This is a genomic window from Leucobacter alluvii (genome assembly GCF_039530485.1).
Taxonomy (GTDB): Bacteria; Actinomycetota; Actinomycetes; order Actinomycetales; family Microbacteriaceae; genus Leucobacter; species Leucobacter alluvii.
This window is the reverse complement of sequence record NZ_BAAAOP010000012.1, coordinates 164,445-185,582: the sequence shown is the minus strand read 5'-3', so window position 1 is coordinate 185,582 and position 21,138 is coordinate 164,445. Positions and strand designations below refer to the sequence as shown.

18 protein-coding genes and 3 tRNA genes are annotated in these 21,138 nt (G+C 66.7%); 16 read left to right on the top strand and 5 right to left on the bottom strand.

Features of this window, described 5'->3' with window-relative positions; all coding sequences use genetic code 11:
• The first annotated feature begins 74 nt into the window (after positions 1 to 74).
• Entirely contained in the window at positions 75 to 362 is a 288-nt protein-coding gene (locus ABFX18_RS12110; RefSeq protein WP_090147002.1) for a hypothetical protein, read from the top strand.
• Positions 363 to 385: 23 nt separating this feature from the next.
• Here the strand turns inward: ABFX18_RS12110 and ABFX18_RS12105 are convergent, their stop codons facing one another.
• Complete coding sequence (locus ABFX18_RS12105; protein ID WP_090147004.1) at positions 386 to 1,345, bottom strand: AsnC family transcriptional regulator; 960 nt, start codon at positions 1,343 to 1,345, stop codon at positions 386 to 388.
• 257 nt (positions 1,346 to 1,602) lie between these two features.
• On the opposite strand from ABFX18_RS12105, the gene ABFX18_RS12100 reads away from it, so the two are divergent.
• The 8 genes from ABFX18_RS12100 to ABFX18_RS12065 all read left to right on the top strand — a co-directional run bounded on the left by ABFX18_RS12100 (position 1,603) and on the right by ABFX18_RS12065 (position 9,459).
• Positions 1,603 to 2,964 carry an MFS transporter gene (locus ABFX18_RS12100; RefSeq protein ID WP_200329878.1) on the top strand — a complete coding sequence of 454 codons (1,362 nt, stop codon included), beginning with the start codon at positions 1,603 to 1,605 and terminating at the stop codon, positions 2,962 to 2,964.
• Between the two features lie 27 nt (positions 2,965 to 2,991).
• On the top strand, positions 2,992 to 4,668 hold the full coding sequence (locus tag ABFX18_RS12095; RefSeq protein WP_346058446.1) for an amidohydrolase: 1,677 nt from the start codon (positions 2,992 to 2,994) through the stop codon (positions 4,666 to 4,668).
• On the top strand, positions 4,668 to 6,338 hold the full coding sequence (locus tag ABFX18_RS12090) for a thiamine pyrophosphate-dependent enzyme (protein WP_346058445.1): 1,671 nt from the start codon (positions 4,668 to 4,670) through the stop codon (positions 6,336 to 6,338). The genes ABFX18_RS12095 and ABFX18_RS12090 overlap by 1 nt, the downstream gene beginning before the upstream one ends.
• Positions 6,335 to 7,381: a C-terminal binding protein gene (locus tag ABFX18_RS12085; RefSeq protein WP_339970873.1), complete on the top strand. Its 1,047-nt coding sequence runs from the start codon at positions 6,335 to 6,337 to the stop codon at positions 7,379 to 7,381. The genes ABFX18_RS12090 and ABFX18_RS12085 overlap by 4 nt, the downstream gene beginning before the upstream one ends.
• On the top strand, positions 7,378 to 8,955 hold the full coding sequence (locus ABFX18_RS12080; RefSeq protein ID WP_339970874.1) for a zinc-binding metallopeptidase family protein: 1,578 nt from the start codon (positions 7,378 to 7,380) through the stop codon (positions 8,953 to 8,955). The genes ABFX18_RS12085 and ABFX18_RS12080 overlap by 4 nt, the downstream gene beginning before the upstream one ends.
• Before the next feature lie 183 nt (positions 8,956 to 9,138).
• Positions 9,139 to 9,211: transfer RNA gene (locus ABFX18_RS12075), tRNA-Glu, on the top strand.
• Between the two features lie 36 nt (positions 9,212 to 9,247).
• Positions 9,248 to 9,321 (top strand) — tRNA-Asp (locus ABFX18_RS12070).
• 65 nt (positions 9,322 to 9,386) lie between these two features.
• Positions 9,387 to 9,459: transfer RNA gene (locus tag ABFX18_RS12065), tRNA-Phe, on the top strand.
• A gap of 79 nt (positions 9,460 to 9,538) precedes the next feature.
• Here the strand turns inward: ABFX18_RS12065 and ABFX18_RS12060 are convergent.
• Positions 9,539 to 11,410, bottom strand: a complete 1,872-nt coding sequence (locus ABFX18_RS12060) for a glycerophosphodiester phosphodiesterase family protein (protein ID WP_339970876.1) — start codon at positions 11,408 to 11,410, stop codon at positions 9,539 to 9,541.
• A 174-nt stretch (positions 11,411 to 11,584) separates the two neighbouring features.
• Between ABFX18_RS12060 and ABFX18_RS12055 the strand changes: the two genes are divergently transcribed.
• From ABFX18_RS12055 to ABFX18_RS12035, 5 genes are all read left to right on the top strand, one after another.
• A complete protein-coding gene (locus ABFX18_RS12055) occupies positions 11,585 to 14,323 on the top strand; it encodes a putative Ig domain-containing protein (protein ID WP_346058444.1) in 2,739 nt (912 codons plus the stop codon).
• 113 nt (positions 14,324 to 14,436) lie between these two features.
• The gene (locus ABFX18_RS12050) at positions 14,437 to 15,282 is read left to right on the top strand and encodes a helix-turn-helix transcriptional regulator (protein WP_339970880.1); all 846 of its coding nucleotides are present in this window, start codon (positions 14,437 to 14,439) and stop codon (positions 15,280 to 15,282) included.
• A 249-nt stretch (positions 15,283 to 15,531) separates the two neighbouring features.
• Positions 15,532 to 16,878, top strand: a complete 1,347-nt coding sequence (locus tag ABFX18_RS12045; protein ID WP_346058443.1) for a cryptochrome/photolyase family protein — start codon at positions 15,532 to 15,534, stop codon at positions 16,876 to 16,878.
• Between the two features lie 10 nt (positions 16,879 to 16,888).
• Positions 16,889 to 17,305 carry a DUF1801 domain-containing protein gene (locus ABFX18_RS12040; protein ID WP_339970884.1) on the top strand — a complete coding sequence of 139 codons (417 nt, stop codon included), beginning with the start codon at positions 16,889 to 16,891 and terminating at the stop codon, positions 17,303 to 17,305.
• Between the two features lie 229 nt (positions 17,306 to 17,534).
• Complete coding sequence (locus ABFX18_RS12035) at positions 17,535 to 18,611, top strand: fatty acid desaturase family protein (protein ID WP_211650490.1); 1,077 nt, start codon at positions 17,535 to 17,537, stop codon at positions 18,609 to 18,611.
• Between the two features lie 3 nt (positions 18,612 to 18,614).
• Here the strand turns inward: ABFX18_RS12035 and ABFX18_RS12030 are convergent, their stop codons facing one another.
• Positions 18,615 to 18,845 carry a hypothetical protein gene (locus ABFX18_RS12030; RefSeq protein WP_090147025.1) on the bottom strand — a complete coding sequence of 77 codons (231 nt, stop codon included), beginning with the start codon at positions 18,843 to 18,845 and terminating at the stop codon, positions 18,615 to 18,617.
• Between the two features lie 189 nt (positions 18,846 to 19,034).
• Between ABFX18_RS12030 and ABFX18_RS12025 the strand changes: the two genes are divergently transcribed.
• Entirely contained in the window at positions 19,035 to 19,274 is a 240-nt protein-coding gene (locus ABFX18_RS12025; protein ID WP_346058442.1) for a hypothetical protein, read from the top strand.
• An 85-nt stretch (positions 19,275 to 19,359) separates the two neighbouring features.
• Here ABFX18_RS12025 and ABFX18_RS12020 read toward each other — a convergent pair whose 3' ends face one another.
• Both ABFX18_RS12020 and ABFX18_RS12015 read right to left on the bottom strand, forming a co-directional pair.
• Positions 19,360 to 19,533 carry a hypothetical protein gene (locus ABFX18_RS12020; protein WP_176698282.1) on the bottom strand — a complete coding sequence of 58 codons (174 nt, stop codon included), beginning with the start codon at positions 19,531 to 19,533 and terminating at the stop codon, positions 19,360 to 19,362.
• A gap of 56 nt (positions 19,534 to 19,589) precedes the next feature.
• Positions 19,590 to 20,528 carry an AraC family transcriptional regulator gene (locus ABFX18_RS12015; protein ID WP_346058682.1) on the bottom strand — a complete coding sequence of 313 codons (939 nt, stop codon included), beginning with the start codon at positions 20,526 to 20,528 and terminating at the stop codon, positions 19,590 to 19,592.
• Positions 20,529 to 20,777: 249 nt separating this feature from the next.
• Here ABFX18_RS12015 and ABFX18_RS12010 point away from each other — a divergent pair, with 249 nt between their 5' ends.
• The gene (locus ABFX18_RS12010) at positions 20,778 to 21,107 is read left to right on the top strand and encodes a DUF7882 family protein (protein WP_090147031.1); all 330 of its coding nucleotides are present in this window, start codon (positions 20,778 to 20,780) and stop codon (positions 21,105 to 21,107) included.
• Positions 21,108 to 21,138: the final 31 nt, after the last annotated feature.

Here is a 21,138-nt window from a genome sequence, read left to right as displayed (position 1 = left end):
GAATCGGTCAACACATCCGCGCCTCATCGGCCGTTTCGGTGCCCGAGACACGCCTGATTCGCTAGGATCGTGCTATGAGTGAGATGGAGCAGGCGGATACCGGCAGCGTCGCCCTGTCGAAGAATAAGCTGATGCCCGTTGTGCAGCGCATCGGGTCGCGCAATATCGAAATCACCTACCTCGGCAAGAACTCCGAGGGGCTTCCCACCTGGATCATGTGGAACGCAGCCGAACCGCACCTGATCGGACTGCTCCGTCAGGGCCGGATGGGCTACCACTTCGAGCAGCGCACGAGCTCCGGAGTCATGCTGCACGAGAACATCTCGCTCAGCCGCGTGCAGCGCGCGCTCGGCGGCTACTGAGCCACGTCAGCCCGATTCCGCGCTCACTCCCTGACGAGCACTCGGCCGAGCGTTCGCGCGTAGTCCTCTTTGACGATGTCGTAGTGCGTCCACGAGTCGAGCGCACTGACGCCCGGAAGTCCACGCATCGCGTCCATGGCGGGAAGCAGTTGCGAGGAAGACGCTGACACGAGCGTCGCGATGAAGTCGTAGCTTCCGTGGCAGCGCACCGCGAAATCGATGTACGGCGATTCCATGACGAACTCCCTGATGGGGTCGGGAGGGCCGTCAATGGTGATGCCGACGCCGATTGCGAGACGGTTGCGCGAGAAGCTCCCGGACTTGATCGCCGCGATGCGGATGACGCCGGCGTCGATGAGCCGCTGCACGCGTGCCCGCGTCGACGAGGGGGAGAGGTGCACGGTGTCGGCGAGCGCTCGGTAGCTGGTGCGCCCGTCCTGCTGCAGCACGGCGATCAGCTCGTAGTCGATCCGATCGAGCACGATGTCGGTCTGCCCGTGCGAGACGAAGAATCCCTTGAGCACTTCGACGTACGTGGAGACCAGCACGCGCCGCACCGTGGGCAGGCGCCGGACATGATCGAGCACGTCGAGCAGCTCGTGGCCGTCGCCGTGCCGGGACTCGAAAACGAGCGGCAGCGGGCCGCTCGTCATGGAGACGAAGACCGCGTCAGGGAGCTGGATGACTTCTTCCGCGATCGGGGCGATCGGGCCGTCGACCTCGACCTTGGCGTGCACGAGCACGTGGTGCCCCACGAACCCGGGGTCGAGTGCCGCGACGACGCGCAGGCCCCCGCCGTGCGTGAGCAAGTGCATGCGCTGGGCGACGAAGTCGCGGCTCGCGCCGAGCTGGATCGCAAGATCGTGAATGCTGGCGCGCCCGTCGGCCTGGAGGGCGCGGATGAGGGCGGCGTCGAACTCGTCGAGATCGGCCGCGCCTTGCGGCGTGCGCGGCGCGTTCGTGCGACGGGTGATGGGCTGCACGGCAACGTCTCCTCTGGGTGTGAGCGGGCGTCGCTTCAGGGCTTCTCGAAATACGCGGATCTGAGTCGAGCGGCCCGCAAGAACGCGGCAAAATTTGGTCTTCTGCAAGCGTAATCGGAATATCGAGGTTTCGCGGCTGCAAATCGGCGGTGAAACACCCGGCATCGACGAACGCTTTCCGTGCACGAGCGCGTCGGCTGGCCTACAGTCGTTCCAGTTGCGCGCATCGCGCTGTCCTCAAGCAAGGGAGCTTCCGTATGTCTACCGCCACCGCCCCGGTGAACACTCACCGTCGAGCGCTCAAATCAGGATTCGCCGCAGCCGTCGGCACCACGATCGAATGGTACGACTTCTACGTCTACGCCACGGCTGCCGCGATCGTCTTCCCCGTCGTGTTCTTCCCGGAGCTCGATCGGGGTCTCGGCACGCTCGCCTCGTTCGGCACGTACGCGGTCGCGTACTTCGCCCGCCCGCTCGGCGGCATCATCTTCGGCCACATCGGCGACAAGCTGGGCCGCAAACCGGCGCTGACGATCACGCTGCTGCTCATGGGCATCGCGACGACGCTCGTCGGCGCACTGCCGACATACGACACGATCGGCATCTGGGGGCCGATCCTGCTCATCGTGCTCCGCATCGCGCAGGGCCTCGCGGTCGGCGGCGAATGGGGCGGTGCGAGCCTCATGGCGGTCGAGAGCGCACCCCCGAAGTTCAAGACCTTCTACGGCGGCTTCACGCAGATCGGCAACCCGCTCGGCGCGCTCATGTCGACCGGCGCCTTCTGGATCCTCGCCCTCATGGGCGACGACGTGCTCCTCACCTGGGGCTGGCGCATCCCGTTCCTGTTCAGCATCGTGCTCATCGGCGTCGGCTTCTGGGTGCGCTACCGCGTCGAGGAGACGCCGGTCTTCGAGGCGAAGATCGAGGGACACGAGCAGTCGACGCCGATTCTCTTCGCACTCAAGAACAACTGGTGGCCGATGCTGCTCGGCTTCGGCATCATCGCGATGGCTTCGGGCGGATACGTGCTGGCGACCACATTCGTGCAGAGCTACGCCACGAGCCCCGAGATCGGCCTGGACGCCGACATCATCCTCGGAGCGATGACCGTTGCCGCGTTCGTCGAGACGCTCGTCACGCTGCCGCTCGCCCTGCTCGGTGACAAGATCGGTGCGAAGACGATCATGATCCTCGGCTCCGGACTGTCGCTCGTCACGGTGATTCCGCTCGTGCTCTTCATCGACGCGCACAACGTCGCGATGATCTACCTCTTCGTCTCGGTGCTGCGACTCACGCTCAGCGGCGCCTGGGCTCCGCTCTCGACACTGATGGCTCAGATGTTCCGGCCGCAGGCGCGCTACACGTCGATGTCGCTCTCCTACGGCATCGGCGCCGCAGTCTGGGGCGGTCTGTCGCCCGCGATCGCCACCGGCCTGCTCGTAGCGACTGGCAATTTCTGGTCGGTCATCGCGTTCTTCGGACTGCTCGCACTGCTCGCGATTCTCGGCACGGTGTTCGCGCCGCAGCACTCCGACACGGCTCCGGCGACGGGCTCGCTCAAGGCGCGCCTCGATACCACCGCCGTTTCCACTTCCGGCCGCTCAGCAGCCCGGAAATAACCACCACCTCACTCAAGGAGCAGCACCGTGCGACAGCTCGCCACCTACGACGCCCGCGACTCGATCCCCACGATCGTGACCGCGAAGCGCATCCTCACCGTCGACGCCGAAACCCCGGAGGCCGAGGCGTTCCTCAGCGCCGGCGGGCGAATTCTCGCCGTGGGGAGCGCAGCCGACGTCGAGGCGGCGGCTGTCGCCGCAGGGCTGACGCCCGAGCGGGCGGAGTACCCCGAGGCCACGATCGTCCCGGGGTTCATCGACCCGCACGCGCACCCGCTCATGTACGGCCAGATGCTCACCTGGATCGACATCTCGCCGGCTCAGGCCGGATCGATCCCTGAGATCGTCGCCCGCATGCGCGAGGGCGCCGAGAAGCTGCCTGCCGGAACGCCCATCCGCGGCTACGGGTACGAGCAGCGCAATCTCGTGGAGCGCCGCCACCCGACCCGTCAGGAGCTCGACGAGATCGCGACGGATCGCGAGGTGTACATCATGAACGCCTCCGGTCACGGCGGTGTCGTGAACACGTTCACCTTCGAGAAGTTCGGCATCACCCGCGATACTCCGAACCCCGAGGGCGGCGAGTTCTTCCGAGATGCCGATGGCGAGCTCACGGGCGAGCTGTCGGATGCCGCGTGCAACGTGCTGACCGGGCTGCACGGCGTGAAGATCGGGCATCACGGGCCGAACTTCCACCTGGGCGACGAGCCAGCGGAGCACCAGCGCCAGCTCGACCTGGTGCAGCGCGAGTTCTTGCGCGGGGGAGTGACGGCGATCGGCGATGCGCAGGTGTCGAAGCGCGAGTTCGCTGCGTACCTCGAAGCCGCGGATCGCGGTGCGCTCGACATGCGCGTCTCGATGTACTTTCTCTCGCACCTGCTCGATCAGGTGCTCGACCTCGGGCTCACCGGCCCGTTCGGCAACCCGTTCCTCTCGGTGACGGGCATCAAGCTCTACGCCGACGGAACGCTGGGCGGGTGGACGGCGTACTTCCCGGAAGGATACGTCGGTGATCCCTGCCGCACCGGTCAGCTCTACCACGAGCCGCGCGAGTACACGGAGCTCGTGAGCAAGGCGCACGCCGCCGGTCTGCAGACTGCGACGCACGCCCAGTCGCCCACCGCGATCAAGCTCGTCGTCGACGCGATCGAGCAGGCGCTCGGCGAGCGCCCCGACGCCGACGCGAGGCACCGCATCGAGCACTGCGGCCTGCCGACGCCGGAGGAGATCACCCGCATGGCCGAGTTCGGCATCCGCCCCGTCAACCAGACCCAGCACTACTACAACTGGGGCGAGGGCGTGGAACAGGCCATCGGCACGCCCGGTGAGCGCTTCAACCCGCTCGGCGAGTTCGTCGCCGCCGGTGTGCCCGTCACCATCTCTTCGGATGCGCCCGTCGCCGAGCCGCGTCCGCTCGAGGCGATCCAAGCCGCGGTGACGCGCATCACGCGTCGTGGCGCACAGCTCGGACCGGATTCCCTGCGGATCAGCCCGGAGGCCGCCCTCCGCGGCCACACCCTCGAGGGAGCGATCACGCTCGGCCGCGAGAGCGAGCTCGGCTCGATCACCGTCGGCAAGCGCGCTGACTTCGTCGTACTCGGAGCCGATCCGCTCGAGGTCGCGGGGAGCGACATCGCGGCGATCACGGTGCACGAGACCTGGGTCGACGGCAGCCGCCGCTTCGCGGCAGACGAGGCGCGCTGATGAGCGGCGTCACCACGACCGAGACCCGCCGCACTACCGGCTGGGTGGTCATCGAAACTCTCCGCGGCTACGGCGTCGACACCGTCTTCGGCATTCCCGGCACGCACAACCTCGAGCTCTACCGGCCGCTCAGCGCGCTCGGGATCCGCCCGGTCACGACCCGCCACGAGCAGGGCGCGGGTTACGCGGCTGACGGCTGGTCGTTGCAGACCGGGTTGCCGGGTGTCGTCATCACGACGAGCGGCCCCGGGCTGCTCAACGCCCTCTCGGCCGCTGGCACCGCCTACTGCGAGTCGCGTCCGATGATCATCGTGTCGCCAGGGCCCGCGCGCGGCGCCGAGTTCGCCGATGTCGGCACGCTCCACGAGACGAAGGATCAGCTCTCCGCCGCCTCCGCCATCGTCGAGTGGGGTCGCCGCGTGCAGTCCGCGGATGAAGCCGTCGCGGCGGTGCACGACGCGTTCGAGCTCTTCGCCACGAAGCGACCTCGGCCGGTGTACATCGAGATCCCGCTCGACCTGCTCGAAGAGGTCGCCGATATCCCAGCCGCAGCCCTCGCGCCGCGCACCTTCTCGCCGGTGAACGCTCCCGATGCGGAGCGCGTCGCCGCTGCCGCGCGGCTGCTCGCCGAGGCAGGTGAGCCGGTGATCCTCGCGGGTGGCGGCTCCCGAGGGGCCTCCGAAGAGCTGCGCGCCCTCGCCGAGCGGCTGTCCGCACCGGTCGTCACGACGTTGAACGCCAAGGGAGTGCTCGACGAGCACCATCCGCTCGCGATCGGGTCGAGTCTGCGGCTCGCTGCGGCCCGTTCACGCGCGCAGCAGGCTGACGTGCTGCTCGTCGTCGGTTCGAAGCTCGGCGAGGCCGAGCTCTGGGTGGACCGCCTCGAAGCGCAGGGCGCCGTGATCCGCATCGACCTGCTGGATTCTCAGATCGAGAAGAATCAGAGCGCCGAGGTCGGCATCGTCGCGGACGCCTCGCAGGCGCTCGCCGCGATCCTCACCGCGCTCGAAGCCCATCCAGCCGATGCGGCTGCCGCGATCGCCCGCCGCGAGCGGGCCGAGGCGTCGGTCGCGGAGACGCGCGAGCTCGTACGCGCCGAATCCGCCGACCTCTCGGCCGAGAACACGGGGCTTGCGGAGAGCATCGCCGAGGCGCTGCCCGAGCGGGCGATCGTGGCCACCGACTCGTCGCAGATCGCCTACTGGGGGCTGCTGAACACGCTGCGCGTCTCCGAGCCGAACTCGACGCCGTACATGGCGACCTACGCGACGCTCGGGTACGGCCTGCCGGCGGCGCTCGGCGCGCGCATCGCTGCGCCGGAACGGCCGGCATTCGTGGTGACCGGTGATGGTGCGCTCATGTTCTCGATGCAGGAGTTCATCACCGTGATCGAGCAGCGCCTCGATGTCACGGTCATCGTCGTCGACAACGGCGGGTACGCGGAGATCAAGCAGAACGAAGCGGACGCTGGCATCGCCCCGGTCGGCGTCGATCTCGTGCAGCCCGACTGGGTGGCGGTGGCCGCGGCCTTCGGCGGCGCCGGGCACCGTGCGACGAACGGCGCGGAGCTCGCGACGGCCGTCGACGCTGCGGTCGCGGGCGGCGGTCTGCAACTGATCCACATCGATCAGGCGACCTTCGCACTCGACGCGGAAGAGGTGCAGCGATGACGACGAACACACGGAGCGCGCGCCCCGTCGCCGTCTACACCGACGCCGACGACTCCGACATCACGCCGGGGGTGAAGCTGCTCGAAGCCGCGGGCTACACCGTCCGAGTGCTCGGCACCCGCGATGCCGCGGAGATCATCGCGGGGGCGCGCGACGCCGAGGTGCTCCTGCCCGGGTACGCGAGCGTCACGCGCGAGATCATCGAGGCGCTGCCGAACCTGCGGGTGATCGCACTCATGTCGATGGGCTTCGACTACGTCGACATCGACGCCGCGACGGAGCGAGGCGTGTGGGTGACGAACGTTCCCGGCGCTGCGACCGAGGAGGTGGCGACGCACGCGCTGGCGATCCTGCTCCACGCCGTTCGCCAACTGCCCTTCTACCTCGACTCCGCCACTCCGCGCGACTGGAACTCTCGCGCCGCGGTCGCGCCGGCACGTCTCAGCGAGACGACGCTGGGGCTCGTGGGGCTCGGAAAGATCGGCCGCGAACTCGCGAGGCTCGCGGGCCCGCTGTTCGGGCGTGTGCTGGGGTACGACCCGTTGCTCCCGGACACCGCCGAGGTGCGTGCCGATCTGGAGCGTCTCGGGGTCACGCGCACCGACCTCGACGAGGTGCGGCGATCCTCGCACGTGCTCTCGCTGCACCTGCCGCTCACACCTGAGACGGAGCGCATGGTCGACGCCGAGTTCATCGGCGAGATGCCGCAGGGCGCGGTACTGGTGAACGTGTCGCGAGGCGCGCTCATCGACGAACCCGCGCTCGCCGCAGCGCTCGACGCCGGGCAGCTCTCGGCAGCGGCGCTCGACGTGCTCTCGGAAGAGCCGCCGAGCGATGGGCACCCGCTCGTCGGGCGCCGCGACGTCGTGCTCACGCCGCACATCGCGTACTTCTCGGCGCGCACCGAGATCGAGTATGTCCGCATCCAAGCGCAGAACGGGGCGTCGTTCGCCGAGAACGGGGTACCCGACTCACCCGTCAACCGGCCGGCTGAGCACGCAGTGCGCGCGCTCGCCGCAGCAGAAAGGACACCGCGATCGTGACCGAACTCACCGCAGCGGCCAAGCGCACCGCCCAGGCCTGGATCGATGAGCACCTGCAGCAGCTCACCGAGTGGCACACCCATATCTGGGAGCTCGCGGAGCCCGCATGGCGCGAGTACCGCTCGCAGCAGTGGTACGTCGAACGGCTCCGCGCCGAGGGCTTCACCGTGGAGGACGGCTCGGCAGGCATGCCCACCGCATTCAGCGCCCGCTGGTCGAACGGAGACGGCCCGACGCTCCTCACCTACGCCGAGTACGACGCCGTGCCGGGCAACAGCCAGGCCGCTGCGACGACGGAGGCGCCGCGAGACGGCCTCTCGCGGTTCGCGCCAGGGCACACCGACCCGCACTCCGTACTCGGCATTTCGACACTCGCAGGAGTGCTCGCGACGCAGCACGCGATGCGTCAGCACGATATCGCCGGCACCCTGCACTACACGGGTGAGCCCGCGGAGAAGATGCACGGGTCGAAGGTCGTGCACGGATTGCGCGGGTACTACGACGACGCCGACGCGATCGTCTCCTTCCACCCCTTCTACATGCTGCCGCTGTGCAACACGGCTCGCTGGGACACCCAGTGCGGCGCGTACTACAGCAAGGTGTACAGCTTCATCTGCGACCACCCCGAGCAGTGGCAGCTGTCGAGCGCCGATCCGAACTCGCCCATCCCGGCGTCGCACTCGGCCGCACGCGCCCCCGGCGCGAACCTGTCGCTCATGCAGATGTACTCTGCATCGCGGAGCATGCTCGACGCGATGCTGCCCGCGACGGGTGGATGGAGCTTCTCCGATGCGATCCTGACCGATGGCCAGGCCACCGCCGACAACCTGCCCCAGCGCGTCGCTCGCGTGCAGTTCTCGTGGCGCACGCCCGACATCGAGATGGCCGAGCACATTCTGCAGGTGCTCGACCGCAACGCTGCGGCAGCGGCCTCGATGGGGCACTGCGAACTCGAAGAGCGCTGGATCGCCCGCAGCCGACCCGGCCGCACGAATCACGCGATGGCAACGGTGCTCTTCGACAACCTGTCAGAGGTGGGGGCGCCGAGCTACGGACCGGAAGCGGTCGCTGTGGCGCAGGAGGTGCAGCGTTCGCTCGGGCTGGAGCCGAGCGAACGGCCCTTCCTCGCCGAGACCGAGCAGCTCATCACGCCCCAGGAGGCGGAACGCGGGCTGCGCGAGCACATGCCAGCTTGGCAGCGCAACTGGACGAGCGACGACTACGTCGAGATGAGTCACTATGCGCCGCTCGTGCGCTTCTACGTGTCGCGCCCCGCGCTGCAACCCGTTCCGGGCGCCGGACCGTACCCTTCGTGGGTGATGAACGCACTCGGGGGGATCCCGGAGACGATCGCCCCCACGATCGTGACCGCCGGGAAGACCGTCGCCGGCACCTTCCTCGACTTGCTCACGAAGCCGGAGGTGCTCGCCGAGGCGCGACGGGAATTCGCGGAGCGCACGGCCGCCGATCCGGTGCCGCCGCTCCTGCCTGCGGACTTCGAGCCGCCGATCGACCTGCCCTGGCCCGACTACCGCACCGATCTGTCGGGATCGCACGAGCACCGGCACTGGTAGGGGCGGTGCGGGCGAGCGGTCAGTGAGGTGCATTATTCGCGCCTGAAGTGCACCTTACTGACCGCTCACGCGTCCTAGCTCCCGCCGCGACACGCCAGAGATACCGCGATCGCGGGCTCGATTTGCGCCGCAGTGGAGAACCCCCGTAAGATTTCATCTCGGTAGCAAGCGAGAAATCGCTTCGGCCCCATCGTTTAGCGGCCTAGGACACCGCCCTTTCACGGCGGCAGCACGGGTTCGAATCCCGTTGGGGTCACTCTTACCGAAACACAATTGAATAGCAACACATTATGGCCCTGTAGCGCAGTTGGTTAGCGCGCCGCCCTGTCACGGCGGAGGTCGCGGGTTCAAGTCCCGTCAGGGTCGCTGGATGAAGAGCCCTTCCTCGGAAGGGCTTCTTCGTCTCCGGCGGTCGCCTAAGGTGAGTGCCTGGCTCTGTAGCTCAGTTGGTAGAGCGTTCGACTGAAAATCGAGAGGTCACGGGATCGACGCCCGTCGGAGCCACTGAACCCTCGCGTGGCTTCTACACGCGGGGGTTCTTATTTTTCCGGCTGCGCGAAGAGCGTCGTCGACGCGCGCCGCTCTACACGATCGTCACGAAACGGCTGACCGCGTCGACCAGCATGCCGGCGAGACCGGCCTCCTGCTGCATTCCGGTGCGTAGGTCCATCACCCTGTCGGGGTGGTCGCTGATGATCCCGTCCACGCCGCGTCGCAGCAGTTCGCGCATGCCCGGCTCGTCGTTCACAGTCCACACCATGAAGGCGAGGCCGGCCTGGTCGGCAGAGTGCTGCAACTGCTCAGTGGCGCTCCATTCCTCGGGGACGATGAAGTCGGCAGGAGTTTCGGGCGCCGCGACGGCCGCGAAGGCCATCGTGTAGCCGACCGCGAGGTCGGGGCGCAGCCGCTTCAACCGGTCGACGCTCACCGGGTCGAGTGAGTGATAGATATTGCTCTCGAGTGCGTCGAGCTGCTCGAGCTCGTCGACGAGGCGCTCCACGTGATCGGGTGTTTCCGCTCCTCCGAGCTTGATCTCGATGAGGAGAGGCATGCCGAGCTGCTTCGCTAGGGTGACGTAGTCGGCGAAGGCCGGAATACGGTCTTCATGCCCGTGCGCGTCATGCACCGTGATGGCTGTGAGCTCGTCGAACGTGAGGTCTTTCACGGCGTCGGGCCGCCCGGCGAGGCGCCCGAGCGTTGCGTCGTGCATGGCGACGAATCGACCGTCCTTCGTCTGCATGACGTCCATCTCCACGAGGTCGGCGCCAGCGGCGTGCGCAGCCTCGAGGCCGCTGATCGTGTTCTCGACGCCGCCGTCTGAGAAGCCCCGGTGCGCCAGCGCGAGGGTGGCGGGGGCGTTCGAGAGCCGCTGCAGCGTATCGACCGCCGAGGTTCCGAACCCGATCGTCGCGAGGATCGCGAGTGCGATGACGGCGAGGGCGGGGCGACGCGATGTGCGGGGCGCGCCGTCCGGACGAAGCGGGGTGCTCGCTGCCGCCGCGGTCGGCAGTGCGAGGGCGTGCACGAGCGGAGGGAACTCCGGGGTGCTGGCCGCGACGGATCGCACCTTCGCGATGAGGATCCCGCCGACCGCTGCCGTCACCACGCCGTTGAGGAGGATGCCGAGCACCTGTGCGGCGCCCAGCGAGTAGGCCGCGATCACGTGCGAGGCGGCGGGAGCGATCGCATCCGAGAGGAGGATCGGCAGTACCGAGATGAGGGTGAGCGCGGTCGCACCGAAGCCTCCCAGCACGAGCACCGCGGTGATCGCGAGCACGAGCGGCAACCACGTGCGGAACCCTCGGGTCAGACGCCAGCTCCAGCGCGCGGCGCGGCGCCCCTGCGTCATCACGAAGATCGGCACGGTGAGAGCGAGACGAAGGTTGAGCCATGCGAGTACGAGAAGAAACACGGCGAGTGCGATGGCGCTCGATGTGCTCTTGAGCAGCTCGCCCGAGATGAACGACGGTATGGCGATGCCACGCGTGAGTGCGGAGGTGAACCCGAATCCGCTCAGCGGCAGCAGCAGGAAGAGATAGAGCACCAGCGAGAGCGAACCGGGGCGCAGCAGCTTGCGGGCGACACGACCCAGTTCACGGGCGAGATCGCGCAGGCCGATGCTCGGTCGTTGCAGCATCACCAGCAGCGCGGTGAACTGCAGCGAGATCAGCCAGAACGCGAGGGTGACGATCACGAGGATGAGTGCGAGCGTCAGCGTGAAGCCGCGCTGGGGGCCGAGCGCCCCGAGGTCGAGGCCGGTCATACCGCCCGCGCGCAGCGCCTCCCGGAAGAGCCATCCGAGCACGGGAAGGGCGACGCCCAGGATGATGAGCTGCGAGGCGAGAATCAGGCCGAGAAGTCGGGAGTTCCCCGCACGAACGAGCGCCCACGCCTCGCGAAGGAGGGCGGTGGTCGTGCGCCATACGCCCAATTTTGACGGAGTCTGAATCTGCATGTTGCCAGTGTAAGGAGGCATGGGCGGGTGGGATCGTACTTCAGAGGCCGGCGACTGGCGAGTCTTCGCCAGTCGCCGAGAACGGGCCCGACTGCTCTCTACGATCGTGAAGTTGGAACTCATGCCGAGAGTAGGAGAACTGTGAAAACGGTGCAGGGACGATTCAGCAGGAGCATGGCGCGTTGGATGGCCATTGCGGTGTGCGGGGTGCTCGTCGTATCGGCCGCCGCGACGGGGAGTGCAGATCCCGCGCAGGCGGCCGACGGGACGGGCGACGGGAAGAACGTCATGATCGCTGTCGCGCATGACGGGTTCTCGACGCACGGGGCGAGCGCGGTGCACATCGAGACCAGCACGAAGTACCCGGGTACCGTCCGCTTCGTCCGCGCCAGCGATGGGCTGTGTCTCGCCACGAAGGGCGGCACCGATAAGCACAAGTCGACCTCGGTGCAGTGGACGGGGTGCAACGGTCATTCGAGCAAGAACTGGGTGGTCGAGCCGATGCATGCGAGCACCAACGACGTTGCGCTGCACGATGCCGACGATGACACCGTCGCTGCGGTGAACATCGCGAAGGCCAGTGAGCAGCCTAGATTCATCGTTCGCAGCTACCGATACCCCTCACATTGTCTGTACAGCTCGAAAGCGGGGTTGAACGGGGGCGCCAGCGGCACCACTCCCGATTGCGACGCGACGAGCACGGCGCTCGGCTCGATGTCGGGCCTTCACCCCGCGTCGACCATGCACTTCGCGATCGTGAACGACAACAGCGCGAAAGACGAGTGGGAGTTTCTGCGCAGGAAGATGCATGTCGGAGCAATCGCCATGTACGAACGCGGAGCCCAGGGAATGTTCCGCGGCGAGAACCTCTGGGTCAAACCGATGAGCACCGATGGAGAGTATGTCGGACTCGAGCGCAAGGCCGCAGCGGGTGGTTTCTTTGCCCCGGGCGCCGTTGAGATCGATCCCGTGAAGGAGGGCGCAGTAGTCTCTCGAACCTCCTCCGTCGACGGCTGCTACGAGGGGAGCTGGTGGTGGGGAATCGACAATACGCGCGGGTTGACTCCGCTCGACCAGCAGGTGACGTCGGGACAGCAGAAGACCGACGAATTCGGCTGGTCCGCCGGCCTCGAGGTCGGCCATGAGGCTGAAGGATCGATCCTCTTCCTCAAGGGGAAGTTCTCCGTGAAAGTGAGTGGCAGCATCAATAAGAGCTGGAGCACCGCTCGGACCAACTCCCAAAGCATCAATATGTCAGTGCCGCCGGGCATGTGGGGTATGGCCGTCGCGACCACCCCCTCGGTGAGCACGCTGGGCAACTGGATGACCGGCACGGAGTTGGATCGGCCGTGGAAGTTCAACGGAATGTCGACCGTCGCCCTGAAGAACAACCGGGGCGAACCGAGTGGAACCGTGCTCGCGCACATCGACTCGCACGAACGGAAATCGTGTCGCGCGAGCGCAGAAACGTCGATGCCCGCCGGTGTGACCCCGACGATCGACCTGCCGGAGGGACGTCTCGCCCCGCACGTCGGAGACACCCTGACCGCCGTGGCGCCGTTCATCGATCCGCAGAGCGGCATTCCGCTCGACATCAAGTACCAGTGGTACGCCGACGACCGGCCGATCTCTGGTCAGACGCTCAGCACGCTGCAGGTGACAAGCGGCATGGTCGGGAAGAAGTTGCAGTTCCGCACCTACGAGAGCGGCGGAAGCATGCGCCTCGAGAGCCAGACGCTGGAATCGGAGCAGAGCGCGCCGGTCTTGACCGACGACCTCGCAGCTGCCGGCGAGACGCTCGAGCTCCCCGAAGCGATTCACGGCAGGAGTTACGAAGTCTCGCTTGCGAATGCCCTGGGCGTGAGCGGGCGCGTCGAGGTGAACCCGGCGTCGCTGCCCCGTGGTCTCACGTTTGATCCGGACACTGGAATCCTTGCGGGAGTGGCTGCGGAACCCGGCATCTTCACATTCCCGCTCTCTGACGAGCACGGAGCCGCAGTTGGTCTGACGCTGCACGTCGACCCTGCGCCAACGCGCTTTTCGATGGACTTCGGTGCTACGGTCGAAACCGGAACTCCGCTCGAGATCCCCCTGGTCGATGAGCGAGGATCGGACGCCAGCTACCGTGTCGAGACGTTCGGAGCGGACGGCTCTGGAGTGGCTCTGCCCGATGGCGTTCGTATCGGACTCGATGGTTCGGGCGCTCCTCTCCTCACCGGTACGCCCGCGTCCGCGACCGTCGTCGTCGTTCGCATCACCGAGGTGAGCCCGCACCACGCTGCTGGCGACGCTCGAGTCACCTCGCATGACTTTAGGCTCCAGGTGGTTCCCGCGAGTTCATCTGGTCAGGGTGAGCCGGTCGCGCCCTCGACCGCGCCCGGCATCGTCATCGAGCGCATCCTGGAGAGTGATGAAGCGACCGAGATCCGCCCGGGCAGCCGCGTCTCGTGGCAGGCGACCGCCACCGACGCCGACGAGCTGAGCGCGAGCGTGCACCGAGTGGGGGATCCCACTGCGCTCCCGTGGGCCGACGCTGTCCGAACGCTCAGCTCGGAGATCGAGATCGATGCGGTGCCCGTCGAACCCGGGCACTACGTGCTGAACGTCGCAGCCGCGAATTCGGTGGGCAGTTCGACTGAGGAGGTGCGCTTTTCCGTGCTGGATGAGCCTGCTGATGGTTCGGGAGGCAGCGCCGATAGCGGCGCGGAGGACGCGCCGAGCGGTACGGGCGGAGTGGACTCCTCTCCAGCCGCTTCCCACGCGAATGATTCGAGCACGACGACACCGGAGTTGTCGCACACCGGCGGCGGCGGGGGAGGGATCCTCTTCGGTCTCGGTGGAGTGCTCGCCGCGGCAGGGATCCTCCTCCTTCACCGCAACCGCAGAGCAGCACGGGCGGTCGACGCGGAGTGAATGGAATATGGATGGGCGGGGCCAGCGCCTCGCCCATCCATGTTCGGCCTCTGTGCTATCTTCTGAACGTGGACTCTCTTGATGCGGAACGCATAGAACTCCACAAAGACTACGTGAGGGTATGCGAGGCGGGGTTGCGGCGTCGGCCCACCGATCCCGTTCTGCTCAGCAGCGTCGAGCGTCTCGTCGAAGCGCAACTCGCCTTCTACGAGGGTGATTACCTGACGTTGCAGCGGCCGGCTTACGGTGCCGAAGCGTTCCCCCCTGAGGAACTCAGCCTGCTCGAGAACTCTTACGTCGAATGGCTGCACGCTGAGCAGTTGAGTACCGGCGAACAGGTGCTCTACGGGCACAGCGGGTTCTGGCAGCACTGGTGGAACCTGCTGCACGAGCAGACTGAACACCCGCTCTGCATGGACGTCGTACTGCCCGACGTTCCAGAAGTGCACCGACGAAACTGGACTCTCGATGTTCGAGCGGACCTACTGCGCGGCGTCACGGAGGCGGGTGCATTGCGGCTTCGCGTGCTAATTCCGCCCGGCGAACCGGAAGGTGGGCTCGCCGAGCTTGCCGCGCTCATCGAACGAAGCGGTTTCGAAGTTCGGGTGCGATCCTCTCCGTTCCTCTTCGCCGTGTACCGGGGTACAGCCGCGGTGATCTCCGAACGCGAGAATCAGCACGATGAGGCTTACTTCTTGACGCGACGCCCGTCGATCGTGGCGCCACTCCAACAGGTGTTCGATGATCACTGGCGCTCGGCTATCCCGTGGACGTCGTACACGAGGGGCGCTTCCGACGTGCTTGAACTCATGTCGCTCGGCTGGACGGATCTGAGAATCGCGGAGTCTCTCGGGCTCTCCATGCGCACTGTGAGCAGGCGAATCGCCGACGCGATGGCCGCGGCCGGAGTGTCGTCGCGCTTCGAACTCGGCGTCAGATACGCGCAGTCGCGCGGCTGAGGAGACTCGTGCGCGCCGGGGTGACTTGCGGTTCGGCGAACGCGGAAGTGTCGTCCCTCCCTGCACAATCAGAGGGAGGGACGACGTGTCGGTGACTCGCAAGTGCATGGGGTACACGGTTCAGCGGGAACGACAGACACGAGTGTGCACGCACTCCAGAAATACTGGAACCCCCTTGATTTTACCGAGAAGCAGAAGCGCCAAGGCAAGGCCGGGCAGGCGATCGGCGGGGAACCCTACGATGGGCACATGACCGCACTGATCTGGTTCCGCGATGATCTGCGACTTGCCGACCACGCAGCGTTGTCGGCGGGCGCCGCCGATCCGGACGGTGCGGTCGCGCTCTACGTCCTCGATGAGGAATCGGTGGAGACACGGGCCCTCGGCGGTGCCGCGAAGTGGTGGCTGCACGAGTCGCTCTCCCGACTCGCCGAGGCTCTGCAGGGGCACGGAGTGCCGCTCGTGCTGCGGCGCGGGGCTGCGGAGCAGGTGGTGCTCGACGTCGCGGCTGAAACGGGTGCCGATCACGTGTATTGGAATCGGCGCTACGGCGCCGAGCGGCACATCGACGCGCGCATCAAGGAGCGGCTGCGGGATAGCGGTATCGATGCGCACTCGTTCATCGGCGGGCTCCTCTTCGAGCCCTGGACGATCGAGACGCAGACGGGCGGCCACTATCGCGTGTACTCGCCGTTCTGGCGGGCGTGCCTCTCGATGCCCGAACCGTCGACGCCTCTCCCGATCCCCGGAGAGCTGCGCGGTGCCGATATCTCACTGCCGAGTGACTCACTCGACGACTGGCAGCTGCAGCCGACTCACCCAGATTGGGCTACAGGGATCGCCGAGCGCTGGCAGCCGGGGGAGCAGCAGGCCTTGCAGCAGCTCGAGCGCTTCCTCTCCGGTCCGACGAACGCGTACGCGAGTCGCCGCGACTTCCCGGCGGAGGACGTCTGCTCGGGGCTCTCCCCGTACCTGCGCTGGGGTGAGATCAGCCCGCGTACGGTGTGGCACCGGTCGCTCGCTTCGGGCGCCGACGTCGGTACGTTCCTCTCGGAACTCGGGTGGCGCGAGTTCGCCTGGCACACGACGTTCCACAATCCGCCGCTGCATCTGCACGGACTCAATCCGCAGTTCGACCGCTTCCCATGGAAGGAGCCGGACGCCGACCAGTTGCAGGCGTGGGAGCAGGGGAAGACAGGATACGGCCTCGTCGACGCGGGAATGCGCGAGCTCTGGCACACCGGCTACATGCACAATCGGGTGCGCATGGTCACCGCGTCGTTCTTGACGAAGAACCTGCTCACGGACTGGAGGATCGGCGAAGCCTGGTTCTGGGACACACTGGTCGATGCCGATACGGCGAGCAACCCGTTCAACTGGCAGTGGGTGGCCGGGTGCGGAGCCGACGCCGCACCCTATTTCCGCATCTTCAACCCGGCGACCCAGCAGAAGAAGTTCGATCCCGACGGACACTATGTCAACCTGTGGGCGAATGACAGTGTGCTGTTCCCCGAGATCGTCGACCTCCGCGCGACCCGAGCGCGTGCCCTCGCCGCCTACGACCGAGCGCGTCACAGTGACGTAGAACCCGACTGAAGGAGCGAACATGTCTGCGCGCACCCCGGTGATGTCGCCGTCCGAGGTTTCGGTCGCTTGCGTGCTCGACCGCGTGACCGGTGCGCGTCGCGCGGAGGCCGATGAGTTGCTCGCCCTGCACCAGGAGGTGAGCGGTGAGACGCCCGTCGTCTGGGCGAATCGCATCATCGGCTTCGGCGAGCAGCGCTACGAGTACGAGAGCGGGCACTCGGGAACGATGCCGGTCCTCGCCTTCGCCTCCGGCGCGACGAAGCACACGCTCTACCTCGTCAGCGACTTCGCCGGACGGTGGCCCGAAGCGCTCGAGGCGCTCGGGCCGCATCGGGCGAGCAAGGCGTGCTTGTACATCACCCGACTCTCGAAGGCGGATCGAACGGTGCTGCGCGAGCTGCTCGAGTTGAGCCGCGCCGAGACGCTCGCTTCCTAGCCCCTCGCGATCCTGCATCGTGGCGACGAGGATCGCGCGTCGCTCCTGAGGGTCACCTGGGCGTGCGCTGTGCAGCTCGAGCGTATGCAGCGGATCGCATGCTCAACCCGCTAGCGTGAAGTCAGCGATCGGCAAACGGCCTGTGGCGAAACAAGGGCCAGTATCTGAATGGCTCGGAACGGAACCGGTGCCGACGATGACGACAGCGAATACCCGTACCCTCGAAGGAATGGGTCGACTGCAGCCGACGCGGGCTCGCGCGACCGACTTCCCTCCGATCGCCAAGGCGTATACGCGGGTATCGCAGGTCGTACGCGAATCAGGGCTGCTGCGCCGCGCGCACTGGTTCTACGCCTCCGTGGCGCTGGCCATCACCGTGGCCCTCGGCGGGGCCGTCACCGGGTTCATCCTGCTGGGCGACAGCTGGTTCCAGCTGCTCATCGCGGGCGCTCTCGGCATCATCTTCACCCAGATCGCCTTCCTCGCGCACGAAGCGGCGCACCGCCAGATCCTGGCGTCGGGCCCGGCGAACGATCGGCTCGCACGCTGGCTCGCCGGAGCAATCGGCATGAGCTACTCCTGGTGGGACTCGAAGCACAGCAGGCATCACGCGAACCCGAACAAGGTCGGCAAGGATCCCGACATCGAGGTCGATACGATCTCGTTCATCGAGGAGGATGCCGTGCAGGCGCGCGGGTTCGTCCGGGCGATCACCAAGCGTCAGGGCTGGTTCTTCTTCCCTCTGCTGACGCTCGAAGGCTTGAACCTGCACTTCCACAGCTTCAAGTACCTGTTCAGCAAAGAGCCGGTCAACGGACGCTGGACCGAGCTCGCCATCATCTTCGCGCGCTTCGCCATCGTGCTCGTGCCCGTCTTCCTGATGCTCCCCATCGGCATGGCGTTCGCCTTCCTCGGCGTGCAGCTCGCCGTCTTCGGCGTGTACATGGGAGCCTCGTTCGCGCCCAACCATAAGGGCATGCCGGTCATCGCGCACGATGCGAAGCTCGATTTCTTCTCGAAGCAGGTGCGCACGTCGCGCAACATTCGCGGCGGATGGTGGGCGACCTGGCTCATGGGCGGATTGAACTACCAGGTGGAGCATCACCTCTTCCCGAGCATGGCGCGCCCGCACCTGTCGAAAGCGCGGGCGATCGTGCGCGAGCACTGCCGCACCCTCGACGTGCCGTACACGGAGACGTCGCTGTGGCGCTCGTACGCGATCGTCGTCGACTACCTGAACCGGGTCGGCCTGGCGGCACGCGATCCGTTCGACTGCCCGATCACCGCGCAGTACCGCAAGGCGTAAGGACTAGCGACCCGCCTGCTCCGCGTCGTAATCGGTGTCGCGCCGTTTGCGCCTCGGAGACGTGGTCGACTTCACGAAGAGTCGCACCAGCGCTTGCTTCTTCTCGAAGTACGCGTGACGGCTGAGTTCGCCCGCCTCGAACTGAGCCTCGAGCTCTCGCAGCGTCTCCTCGGCCGTGGCAGCGTCGAAACGCGAATATCCGTTGGCGAGCGTGTGCTCTTCTCTGATTCCCAATGGGGCCCCCTTCGCTGACATGGATGTTACGCGACGGCTCAGACATTCTTGCCGGGAGCGGGAGCGGGAGCGGGAGCGGGAGCGGGAGCGGGAGCGGGAGATACCACGAATGCGCGCCGAGCCGCACCGGGGTAGCCGGCGGCGAGTGAACCTGGCTAACGTGAGAATCACTTCGGGAAGGAATAACTCATGAATGCATCACACAACGAACCGCACCAGGCGAGCGAGCACGAGGCCTCGAATGGGGAAGGCACCGTCAGTACCCCGCGTGAAGGCGACACCCTGGACCGCCCGGTGCTGGACGGCTCGACCGAGGATTACGGCCAGGAGGGCCAGGAGAAGAACCCTCGGTACGGTCAGGAGAACCCGGAGCTCATTCGGCGCCCCTCCACGGGCGAAGAGACGCCCACCCCCGACGAAGAGGACTGAGGTCTCGTCCCTGAGTTCGCGCTGAGGCGGGAGCAAGGGGGCTCGGAAGAGCAGTACCTACACCGCGGCCAGCATCAAGCTCAGCTCAGAGCACGCGCTTGATGCTGTCTGCGGTGTAGTAGCGCACGGCTCCTGTCGTGTCGACGACGCCGTAGACGGTGGCGCCGTTCGTCATCTGCCGCACGTCGCACACGGTACCGCGGGCGCCGGTGAGGGCGATGACGCTTTCGTCCACGTGGAACTCCTCGAGATCAGCCATGGTTCGACCCTAGCGGGGTGGGGCGGCCTCGCACAGGCCCTGTGCGCTCTGATCCGTCATATTCGGCGTGGCTGACCCGGATGCGTTCCGTATTCGGCGCGATAGGCGGCGGAGAAGCGCGAGACGTTGGTGAATCCCCATCGACGCGCGACTTCGCCGACGCTGGCATCGGGGTCGGCAGCAAGATCGTGGTGGGCGCCTGCAAGTCTGGCGCGTCGCAGGTACTCGCTCGGCGTGAAATCGAGCGACCGTCGGAACGCGTACTGCAGTCCCCGGGTGGAGATGTGCCCCGCTTTCGCTACGTCGTCGACGGAGATCGGCTCGTGCGCGTGCTCGTCCATGTATGCGAGGGCGCGGCGCACGGTGCCGGGGGCAGCGGAACGCTGGGGTGAGAAGTCGCGCGTATTCGAGAAGCTCGTCGAGAAACTCGTCAGCACGGTCCACAGGGCGTGGCGGAGGAGGCCCGTCCCGACGATGGTGCTCGGGTCGAGCGTGGCATCACCTGCGAGCACGGAAGCGGCCAGGTAGTTGAACGTGCGCTCCCACTGCGCCGCCTCTCGCTCACCCGAAGCTTCTGGCGTGCGCAGCTGGAGCGTGAGCCCATCGTCGCCCGACATCTGACGCGCGAGTTGTTCTGCGTAGTCGCGATCGAATACCATGGCGCGCACCACGGCGGTGTCCTCCCATCGCGCGCTGACCGGTGTTCCGTGAGTGGCCCACGGGCTTCCGGCTGGAAGCGGGCGGCGCCCTGCAATGGTGCCGCCGCGGGGAGCCTGCACGCTGCACGAGAACAACTGGGATTCGGGCGCGATCGAGGACTCGATGTTCGCCGTGAGTTCGTATCGGATGAGCGAGAACCCGTCGACGGTCGCGGAGAACCACTCCAGCTTGCACTGCTCTGGGTCAACGCTGAGCAAACGGGAGGACGGGGCGAACTCGTGCCACGTCTCCGCAACCGTCTCGGAATTCGTCGAGCGAAACCGCCGCATCTCCATGGGTGCCACCGAACCTGACTTTCATTCCGGAGCGCGCGCACGCGTGCTCTTCCGACCTGTGCAGTTGTACCCGAGTTCCAGAAGAGCCGGTCTGGATCGCAGATGGTTTCAGACGAGAAGCGACGATTGGGGCCGCGAAACGACGCAAAAGGGTAGATCGAGCGAACGGGGATTTCGTCTATTGTACGGGTCAGCGTGGCGGGAACTGGAGGGCGGCCGACCGCGCGAATCGGCTGGCAGCATGGGGGCATGGGGTTTTTGATTCACGGGAAAAGCGAGTACGAGTTCGAGGATCGCCTGCTGGCGCACTTGAAGACGGTGATCGGTCAGAAGCTGAAGAAGCAGGAGTGCTTCTTCTTGAGCTGGACGAAAACCCCGGAGGAGGGGAGCGGGCGCGTGTCGGTCTGGCTGTCCCCGTACATCACCGTGGGATTCCGGTTCTCCGGGAGCCGTCCGCCCGAGTTGAACGTCGCCTGGGTCAGGACGATGAATGCGCTCTCGCACACCCCTCGGGGCCTGGTCGTCATCTCAGAGGACGATGCGGTCGCGTACGCGAAGAAGAATCCGGATCTCCTGTAAGCCGTCTCGAACGCGCATGAACGTGTCCGCG

Bases quoted from the DNA above. Each gene is read 5' to 3' on its own strand.
- ABFX18_RS12045 (WP_346058443.1), top strand. From the start codon at position 15,532: ATGACCGCACTGATCTGGTTCCGCGATGATCTGCGACTTGCCGACCAC.
- ABFX18_RS12110 (WP_090147002.1), top strand. From the start codon at position 75: ATGAGTGAGATGGAGCAGGCGGATACCGGCAGCGTCGCCCTGTCGAAG.
- ABFX18_RS12055 (WP_346058444.1), top strand. From the start codon at position 11,585: ATGGCGCGTTGGATGGCCATTGCGGTGTGCGGGGTGCTCGTCGTATCG.
- ABFX18_RS12020 (WP_176698282.1), bottom strand. From the start codon at position 19,533: ATGGCTGATCTCGAGGAGTTCCACGTGGACGAAAGCGTCATCGCCCTC.
- ABFX18_RS12025 (WP_346058442.1), top strand. From the start codon at position 19,035: ATGAATGCATCACACAACGAACCGCACCAGGCGAGCGAGCACGAGGCC.
- ABFX18_RS12040 (WP_339970884.1), top strand. From the start codon at position 16,889: ATGTCTGCGCGCACCCCGGTGATGTCGCCGTCCGAGGTTTCGGTCGCT.
- ABFX18_RS12010 (WP_090147031.1), top strand. From the start codon at position 20,778: ATGGGGTTTTTGATTCACGGGAAAAGCGAGTACGAGTTCGAGGATCGC.
- ABFX18_RS12015 (WP_346058682.1), bottom strand. From the start codon at position 20,528: ATGGAGATGCGGCGGTTTCGCTCGACGAATTCCGAGACGGTTGCGGAG.
- ABFX18_RS12090 (WP_346058445.1), top strand. From the start codon at position 4,668: ATGAGCGGCGTCACCACGACCGAGACCCGCCGCACTACCGGCTGGGTG.
- ABFX18_RS12100 (WP_200329878.1), top strand. From the start codon at position 1,603: ATGTCTACCGCCACCGCCCCGGTGAACACTCACCGTCGAGCGCTCAAA.
- ABFX18_RS12085 (WP_339970873.1), top strand. From the start codon at position 6,335: ATGACGACGAACACACGGAGCGCGCGCCCCGTCGCCGTCTACACCGAC.
- ABFX18_RS12060 (WP_339970876.1), bottom strand. From the start codon at position 11,410: ATGCAGATTCAGACTCCGTCAAAATTGGGCGTATGGCGCACGACCACC.
- ABFX18_RS12035 (WP_211650490.1), top strand. From the start codon at position 17,535: ATGGGTCGACTGCAGCCGACGCGGGCTCGCGCGACCGACTTCCCTCCG.